The organism is Streptomyces recifensis (assembly GCF_002154615.1).
GTDB lineage: Bacteria > Actinomycetota > Actinomycetes > Streptomycetales > Streptomycetaceae > Streptomyces > Streptomyces griseoluteus.
The window spans coordinates 391-8,119 of the sequence record NZ_MUNH01000393.1 but is presented as its reverse complement, the minus strand read 5'-3'; the positions used below and the strand labels follow the sequence as shown (position 1 = coordinate 8,119).

The following is a 7,729-nucleotide window of genomic DNA, read 5'->3' as shown; positions in this document are numbered from 1 at the left end:
CCGCAGCAGCCGGGCTACGGCTATCCCGCCCAGCCGCCCACGGTCGTGGCGGGTGGCGACATCCGTGCCAGGGAGAACCGCGCCATCGCGCTGATCGTCCTCGCGGCCGTCGTCGCCATCGGCCTGATCATCGGCTCCGGCGTCTGGTACTCCCGGTCCTCGGACGGAGGCGGCGGCAGCACGCGCGCCGGGGGCGACAAGAACGGCACCGGCACCGCGACCGGCGGCAAGGAGAAGGTGCCGGACAACCCGGCCGCCGACGTCCTGTTCAAGGTCCCGCAGCCCAAGACGGAGGAGAACGTCGTCACCACGCCGGGCTCCTGGCTGAGCGCCGGCGTCTACGCCAAGAGCGGCATCGCCGAGATCACCGGTTACGACCCGGCCGACGGCCACAAGAAGTGGACGCTGAAGCTTCCCGGCCCCATCTGCGCGGCCACCGAGCACGTCACCGCCGACGGCCGCACCGGCATCGTCTACCAGCCCTCGATGCCGACCAAGACCAGCCGCCCCGGCTGCACCCAGGTCGCGGGCATCGACGTCCGGGCCGGCACCAGGCTGTGGACCAAGTCGATCGGCACGGGTGAGTTCGCCACCACGTTCCAGAACGTCACCGTCGCCGGGAAGACCGTCGCGGTCGGCGGTCTCCGCGGCGGCGCGGCCTACGACATCGGCACCGGCAAGGTGCTCTGGCAGCCCAAGCCCGGCGACGACTGCGACGACGTCGGCTACGGAGGCGGCACCAGGCTGGTCGCGGTCCGCAAGTGCGGCGGCTACGGCGACCGCACCCTCAGCATCCAGAACGTCGACCCCACCTCGGGCAAGGTGATCTCCGAGTACAAGATGGGCGCCGGCATCGAGTACGCCGGCATCGTCTCCACCGACCCGCTGGTGGTGGGCGCGGACGCCGGGCACAGCGCGAGCGGCGGCAGCGGGGTCTCGGACTACTTCTCCATCGACGGCCGCACCGGCAGGCTGCTGGCCCGTATCCCCGTCTCGGGCGACACCTACGACGGCGAGTGCGACACCATCACCCTCATCGAGGAGTGCAAGGGCGTCACCGCGGGCCAGGGCAAGCTGTACCTGGCGACCAAGGAGCACAGCAGCGGCGGCAAGAGCAAGCTCAGCCGCACCAACGAGGTCGTCGCCTTCGACCTCGCCACCGGCAAGCAGACCGGCCAGCGCGCCGCGGCCGGCGAGGACTACACGCTGTTCCCGCTGCGCATGGACGGCGGCAACCTGATCGCGTACAAGAACCCGCCGTACGACAAGGGGGGCCAGATCGTCAGCATCGACGGGGCGAGCTTCACGTCCACGACGCTGATGGAGCTGCCCGCCGACCAGGCCGACCGCGCCCTGCAGACCGGTCTCCAGCCCAGCTTCTCGGAGTACCGGTACAGCCAGGGCAGGCTGTTCATGGCGGCGCCGAACGCGGCCAAGCCGCTCGGGAACTTCGACAAGGACAAGAACTGCGTGGTCGCCTTCGGCACCCGCGACTGAGCGAAGCCCGCACGGCAGGCGCCCCGAGCGTGTAACTTCCGGGACATCGGAGGGACTGGGGGGTTGCTCTATGGGAGTGCGGCTCATGGTCGTCGACGACCACCGCCTGCTGGCGGAGGCGTTGGCGTCGGCGCTGAAGCTGCGCGGGCACCGGGTGCTCGCGGCGGCGGCGCCGGCCGCGGGCGCGGCCGAGCTGGTGATATCGCGCGCCCCCGAGGTGTGCCTGCTGGGCACCGCGGCACCCGCCGAGCCGGGCGCGTTCGACCCGGTGGCCCGCATCAAGCGGGAGCGCCCGCAGGTGGCCGTCCTGGTCCTCGGCCCGGTCCCGTCCCCGCGCGGCATCGCGGCCGCCTTCGCGGCGGGCGCCGCCGGGTACGTACGGCACGACGAGCGCATCGAGGGGGTCGAGCGGGCCATCCTGAAGGCCCGTGCCGGTGAGGCCGCCGTCGCCCCCCAGCTGCTCCAGGGCGCCTTCGCCGAGCTGCTGAACCCGGCCGTGCAGCCCGACGACGAGGGTCAGCGGCTGCTCAGGCTGCTCACCCCGCGCGAGGTGGAGGTGCTGGTCCGGGTCGCCGACGGCGAGGACACCCGGCTGATCGCGGCCGGCATGGGGATAGCGCCCAGCACCGCCCGTACCCACGTGCAGCGGGTGCTGATGAAGCTGGGCGTCGGCTCCCGGCTGGAGGCGGCCGCCCTCGCGGCCCGCACCGGCCTGCTGGACCGCGCCGGCGGTGCCCCGCACACGACGGAGCCGGAGCTGTAGGCCCACAGCTCCGGCTCCGGCCCGGTCACGCGCGTGGCTAGTGCACGGGCTCCTCGTCGCCCGCGTCCTCGGCGGGCAGCGGCGGCGGGGTCGGCCGCAGCTTCAGCCAGGCCAGGAAGAACACGCCGAGGATCAGCATGCCGATGCCGGTCCACAGGTTGATGTTGACGCCCTCGGCCTTGTCGATCGCGGCCTGGGAGTCGGTGATGCCGGTGATCGTGACGATGACGCCGTACAGCACGAACAGGCCGCCGATGATGCGCCGCAGGTCGAAGATGCGGGCCGCGGTGGCGGACTTGCCCTCCAGCTCGGTGACCTCGCGCTGGACGTCGTGCTCCGTCGCGCCGTGCTCGGGGCGGGGGGATTCGTCGGTCATGGTTTCCTCATCCTCCCGCGATCAGAACGAGAACGGGATGTAGCAGGCGGCGGCCAGGACGACCGCGCCCCAGCCGAGCAGGGCGGGCTTGCGGTACCAGGCGTCGTCGCCCTCGGCGGGTGCCTCGGTCATGCCCGGCGACGTGGTGCCGTAGACCAGGCCCTGGAGTTCCTCGGCCGGCTTGGGCTTGGTGAACAGCGACACCGCGACCATCACGACCGCGCCCGCGACGAAGCCCGCGATGGCGGAGACGAAGTTGGCGCCCTGGTCGGAGGGGATCGAGATGATGCCCTCCTTGTAGAACACGAAGTAGTTCACCATCGCGGTCGCGGTACCGGCGAGCAGGCCCCAGAAGCCGGACTTGGCCGAGGCGCGCTTCCAGAACATGCCGACGATGAAGACCACGAACATCGGGACGTTGAAGAAGGAGAACAGCGTCTGGAGGTAGCTCATGATGTTCGAGAACGACGACGCCAGGAAGGCCGTACCGACCGACGCGGCGACACCGATCACGGTGATCCAGCGGCCGAAGCGGACGTAGTAGGCGTCCTCCTGGCCCGGCTTCACGTAGCGGGCCCAGATGTCGGTGGTGAACACCGTGTTGAAGGACGACACGTTGGCCGCCATGCCCGCCATGAACGCGGCGAGCAGACCGGTGACCGCGATGCCGAGCACGCCGTTGGGCAGCAGCTCCTGCATCAGGTAGGGGATCGCGTCGTTGTACTGGAGCCCGGAGCCGGGCTGGCCGATCTTCGGGACCAGGGCGGCGGCGACCAGGCCGGGGATCATCACCAGGAAGACGATGAAGATCTTCGGGTAGGCCGCGATCAGCGGGGTGCGCTTGGAGGCGGAGAGGTTCTTCGCGGACAGCGCGCGCTGCACCTCGGCGAAGTTGGTCGTCCAGTAGCCGAAGGACAGCACGAAGCCGAGGCCGAGCACGATGGTCAGCCAGTTGGCGCCCAGCGGGTTGGCGCTGCCGATGCCGGTGCCGCCCCAGGCGGTGGTGAAGTTGTGGCCGTGGGCCGCGTCCAGCTTGTGGGTCAGGCCGTCCCAGCCGCCGGCCTTCTTCAGGCCGAGGATGGTGATCGGGATGAGGGCGGCCAGGATCACGAAGAACTGGAGCACCTCGTTGTAGATCGCCGAGGAGAGACCGCCCAGCGTGATGTAGCCGAGCACGAAGGCGCCCGCCACCACGATGGCCACCCACTGCGGCCAGCCGAGCAGGGCCTCCACCACGATCGCCAGCGCGTACAGGTTCACGCCCGCGATCAGGATGGCGGCGAAGGCGAACAGGATCGAACTGAGCAGGTGGGCGGCCTTGTCGAAGCGCAGCAGCAGGAACTCGGGGACCGAGCGGACCTTGCTGCCGTAGTAGAAGGGCATCATCACCAGGCCGAGGAAGACCATGGCCGGGATGGCGCCGATCCAGTACCAGTGCACGGTGTACGCGCCGTACTGGGCGCTGTTGGCCGCCATGCCCAGGATCTCGGTGGCCGCCAGGTTCGCCGAGATGAAGGCGAGGCCGGTGATCCAGGCGGGCAGCGAGCGTCCGGAGAGGAAGAAGTCCAGGCTGGTCTTCACCGAGCGGCGGGCCGCGAAGCCGATGCCGAGAACCACGACGAAGTAGATGGCCAGGATCGTGTAGTCGAGCCAGTTGGTGGGGAGCCGTAGCTCCGCCGCCAGATAGCTGGGGCCCGCCGCCAGGGGCGCGGGTCCGGTCGGGGGGGTCTGCATGAGAACTCGCTTCGTTGCGCGAACTGATCCAGAGCGGAACCTACGCCGCGGCGTTCATTATTTGAACAGTTCTGTTGGGGATCTTTGTTCGATTGTGATCGTGCACTGCGTTGTCGGGTTGTGGTTTGTTATGTTTGATTGTGTTGAGTGAGAGCGAGGAGTCCGGCGTGAAGAAGACCTCGACCCGGCTGGCCGACGGGCGTGAGCTGGTCTACTACGACCTGCGGGACGACACCGTCCGCGAGGCGGTGGACCGGCGGCCGCTGGAGCCCACGGTCACCGCCTCCGAGATCCGCCGGGACCCGCTGCTGGGCGACTCGGTGGCCGTCGCCTCCCACCGCCAGGGCCGCACCTACCACCCCCCGGCCGACGAGTGCCCGCTCTGCCCCAGCCGGGACGGGCGGCTCAGCGAGATCCCGGACACCGGCTACGACGTGGTCGTGTTCGAGAACCGTTTCCCCTCCCTCGCCGGGGACTCCGGCCGCTGCGAGGTCGTCTGCTTCACCTCCGACCACGACGCGTCCTTCGCCTCCCTCACCGACGAGCAGGCGCGACTGGTGCTGGAGGCGTGGACCGACCGCACCGCCGAGCTGTCGCATCTGCCCTCCGTCAAGCAGGTCTTCTGTTTCGAGAACCGGGGCGCCGAGATCGGGGTGACGCTGGGTCACCCCCACGGCCAGATCTACGCCTACCCGTTCATCACCCCGCGCACCGCGCTGATGCTCCGCTCGCTCGCCGACCACAAGGCCGAGACCGGCGGGGAGAATCTCTTCGACGCCGTCCTGGGACGCGAACTCGCCGGTGATCGGGTCGTCCTGGAGAGTGAACACTGGGCGGCCTTCGTCCCGTTCGCCGCACACTGGCCCTACGAGGTCCACCTCTACCCCAAGCGCCGGGTGCCCGACCTGCTCGCCCTGGACGAGGCCGCCCGCACAGAGTTTCCCCAGGTCTATCTGGAACTCTTGCGGCGCTTCGACCGGATCTTCGGGCGGCCGGAGGGTGTGGAGGGCGACGAGGCCGTGGCGCCGACGCCGTACATCGCGGCCTGGCACCAGGCGCCGTTCGGCGACCTCCCCGGCTTCGACGGGGTGACGCGGGACGACTTCGCGCTCCACCTGGAGCTTTTCACCATCCGCCGCACTTCCGGCAAGCTGAAGTTCCTCGCGGGTTCCGAGTCCGGCATGAGCGTCTTCATCAACGACGTGCCGCCGGAGCGCGCGGCCGAGCGACTGCGAGAGGTAGCGAGTTCATGAAGTACCTGGTGACGGGTGGCGCGGGTTATGTGGGCAGCGTCGTCGCCCAGCATCTGCTGGAGGCGGGGCACGAGGTCACCGTCCTCGACAATCTCTCCACCGGCTTCCGCGCGGGCGTGCCCGCCGGTGCCGCCTTCGTCGAGGGCGACATCCGCGATGCCGCCAAGTGGCTCGACCCGTCCTACGACGCGGTGCTGCACTTCGCCGCCTTCTCCCAGGTCGGCGAGTCGGTGGTGAAGCCGGAGAAGTACTGGGAGAACAACGTCGGCGGCACCATGGCCCTGCTCGCCGCCATGCGCGAGGCGGGCGTGAACCGGCTGGTCTTCTCCTCCACCGCCGCCACCTACGGCGAGCCCGAGGAGGTCCCGATCCCGGAGTCCGCCCCGACCCGCCCGACCAACCCCTACGGCGCCTCCAAGCTGGCCGTCGACCACATGATCACCAGCGAGGCGCACGCCCACGGCCTGGCCGCCGTCTCCCTGCGCTACTTCAACGTGGCCGGCGCCTACGGCCCTTACGGCGAGCGCCACGACCCCGAGTCCCACCTCATCCCGCTCGTCCTCCAGGTCGCCCAGGGCCGCCGCGAGGCCATCTCCGTCTACGGCGACGACTACCCGACCCCCGACGGCACCTGCGTACGCGACTACATCCACGTCGCCGACCTCGCCGACGCCCATCTGCTCGCCCTCGGCGCCGCGCGCTCCGGCGAGCACCTGATCTGCAACCTCGGCAACGGCAACGGCTTCTCCGTCCGCGAGGTCGTCGAGACCGCCCGTGAGGTCACCGGCCACCCCATCCCCGAGGTCACGGCCCCGCGCCGGGCCGGCGACCCGGCGGTCCTGGTGGCGTCGGCCGAGACCGCACGCGCCACACTGGGGTGGAACCCGTCCCGCGCGGACCTCGCCGGGATCATCGCGGACGCCTGGGAGTTCGCGCGCGACACGCAGAGGGAGCACTAGTGGGGGCACAGCAGGTCCGGGAACGCTTCACCGAGCTGTACGGGGCGGCACCGGAAGGGGTGTGGGCGGCGCCGGGCCGGGTCAACCTGATCGGCGAACACACCGACTACAACGACGGCTTCGTCATGCCGTTCGCTTTGCCGCACCAGGTCACCGCCGCCGTCTCCCGCCGCACCGACGGGGTTCTGCGGCTGCACTCGGCCGACGTCCAGGGCGAGGTCGTCGAACTCGCCCTGGACGGGCTCGCGCCGGGCACCGACGGCGATTGGACCGCCTACCCGGCGGGCGTGGTCTGGGCGCTGCGCGAGGCCGGGCACCCGGTCACCGGTGCCGACGTCCACCTCGCCTCCACCGTGCCGACCGGCGCCGGACTGTCGTCCTCGGCCGCGCTGGAGGTCGTCGTCGCGCTCGCGCTGGACGACCTGTTCGGCCTGGACCTGCCGCGCTGGAAGCTGGCCCGGCTGTGCCAGCGCGCGGAGAACGTCTACGTCGGCGCGCCCACCGGCATCATGGACCAGACCGCGTCGGCCTGCTGCGAGGAGGGCCACGCGCTCTTCCTGGACACCCGCGACCTGTCCCAGCGGCAGATCCCGTTCGACCTGGCCGCCGAGGGCCTGCGTCTGCTGGTGGTCGACACCCGGGTCAAGCACGCCCACAGCGGCGGCGAGTACGGCAAGCGCCGGGCCGGCTGCGAGAAGGGCGCGGCCCTGCTCGGCGTCGACGCCCTGCGCGACGTGGCGTACGACGGGCTGGACGCGGCGCTGGAGCGGCTCGGCTCCGGAGAGGACGCGGCTCAGGTGCGCCGGCTGGTGCGGCACATCGTCACCGAGAACCGGCGCGTGGAGCGGGTGGTGGAGCTGCTGACCTCGGGCGACGTCCGGGCCATCGGGCCGGTCCTCACCGAGGGCCACGCCTCGCTGCGGGACGACTTCCGGATCTCCTGCCCGGAGCTGGACCTCGCGGTCGACACCGCGCTGGCCGCCGGCGCGCTCGGCGCCCGGATGACCGGTGGCGGCTTCGGCGGCTCCGCGATCGCGCTGGCCGAGGCGTCCGCGGTGGACACCCTCACCAAGGCGGTTCAGGAGGCGTTCGCGGCGGCCGGACACACCGCCCCGCGGGTCTTCGAGGCGGTGCCCTCGCCGGGCGC

Annotated in this window: 7 protein-coding genes; 5 read left to right on the top strand and 2 right to left on the bottom strand. The window is 70.9% G+C overall.

The annotated features are described in order from the left end of the window. Positions 1 to 1,497, top strand: a 1,497-nt coding sequence (locus CCN33_RS20510) for an outer membrane protein assembly factor BamB family protein (RefSeq protein WP_341866584.1), incomplete at its 5' end; no start/stop codon positions are given. A 70-nt stretch (positions 1,498 to 1,567) separates the two neighbouring features. After that, positions 1,568 to 2,260, top strand: coding sequence for a helix-turn-helix transcriptional regulator (locus tag CCN33_RS20505; RefSeq protein ID WP_086695033.1), 693 nt, complete (start codon positions 1,568 to 1,570; stop codon positions 2,258 to 2,260). A 37-nt stretch (positions 2,261 to 2,297) separates the two neighbouring features. Here CCN33_RS20505 and CCN33_RS20500 read toward each other — a convergent pair whose 3' ends face one another. Together CCN33_RS20500 and CCN33_RS20495 are read right to left on the bottom strand one after the other, a co-directional pair. Then, complete coding sequence (locus CCN33_RS20500; protein WP_086695032.1) at positions 2,298 to 2,636, bottom strand: hypothetical protein; 339 nt, start codon at positions 2,634 to 2,636, stop codon at positions 2,298 to 2,300. 21 nt (positions 2,637 to 2,657) lie between these two features. Beyond that, complete coding sequence (locus CCN33_RS20495; RefSeq protein ID WP_086695031.1) at positions 2,658 to 4,370, bottom strand: sodium:solute symporter family protein; 1,713 nt, start codon at positions 4,368 to 4,370, stop codon at positions 2,658 to 2,660. A 167-nt stretch (positions 4,371 to 4,537) separates the two neighbouring features. Between CCN33_RS20495 and galT the strand changes: the two genes are divergently transcribed. From galT to galK, 3 genes are all read left to right on the top strand, one after another. After that, complete coding sequence (gene galT / locus CCN33_RS20490; protein WP_086695030.1) at positions 4,538 to 5,623, top strand: galactose-1-phosphate uridylyltransferase; 1,086 nt, start codon at positions 4,538 to 4,540, stop codon at positions 5,621 to 5,623. After that, positions 5,620 to 6,582 carry a UDP-glucose 4-epimerase GalE gene (gene galE / locus CCN33_RS20485; protein WP_086695029.1) on the top strand — a complete coding sequence of 321 codons (963 nt, stop codon included), beginning with the start codon at positions 5,620 to 5,622 and terminating at the stop codon, positions 6,580 to 6,582. The genes galT and galE overlap by 4 nt, the downstream gene beginning before the upstream one ends. Next, a partial coding sequence (gene galK / locus CCN33_RS20480; protein WP_086695028.1) for a galactokinase occupies positions 6,582 to 7,729 on the top strand: 1,148 nt, incomplete at its 3' end. The genes galE and galK, both read left to right, overlap by 1 nt.

What these genes read in the sequence shown, in the direction of transcription:
- CCN33_RS20500 (WP_086695032.1), bottom strand. Translation starts at nt 2,636, where the DNA reads ATGACCGACGAATCCCCCCGCCCCGAGCACGGCGCGACGGAGCACGAC.
- galE (WP_086695029.1), top strand. Translation starts at nt 5,620, where the DNA reads ATGAAGTACCTGGTGACGGGTGGCGCGGGTTATGTGGGCAGCGTCGTC.
- CCN33_RS20495 (WP_086695031.1), bottom strand. Translation starts at nt 4,370, where the DNA reads ATGCAGACCCCCCCGACCGGACCCGCGCCCCTGGCGGCGGGCCCCAGC.
- CCN33_RS20505 (WP_086695033.1), top strand. Translation starts at nt 1,568, where the DNA reads ATGGGAGTGCGGCTCATGGTCGTCGACGACCACCGCCTGCTGGCGGAG.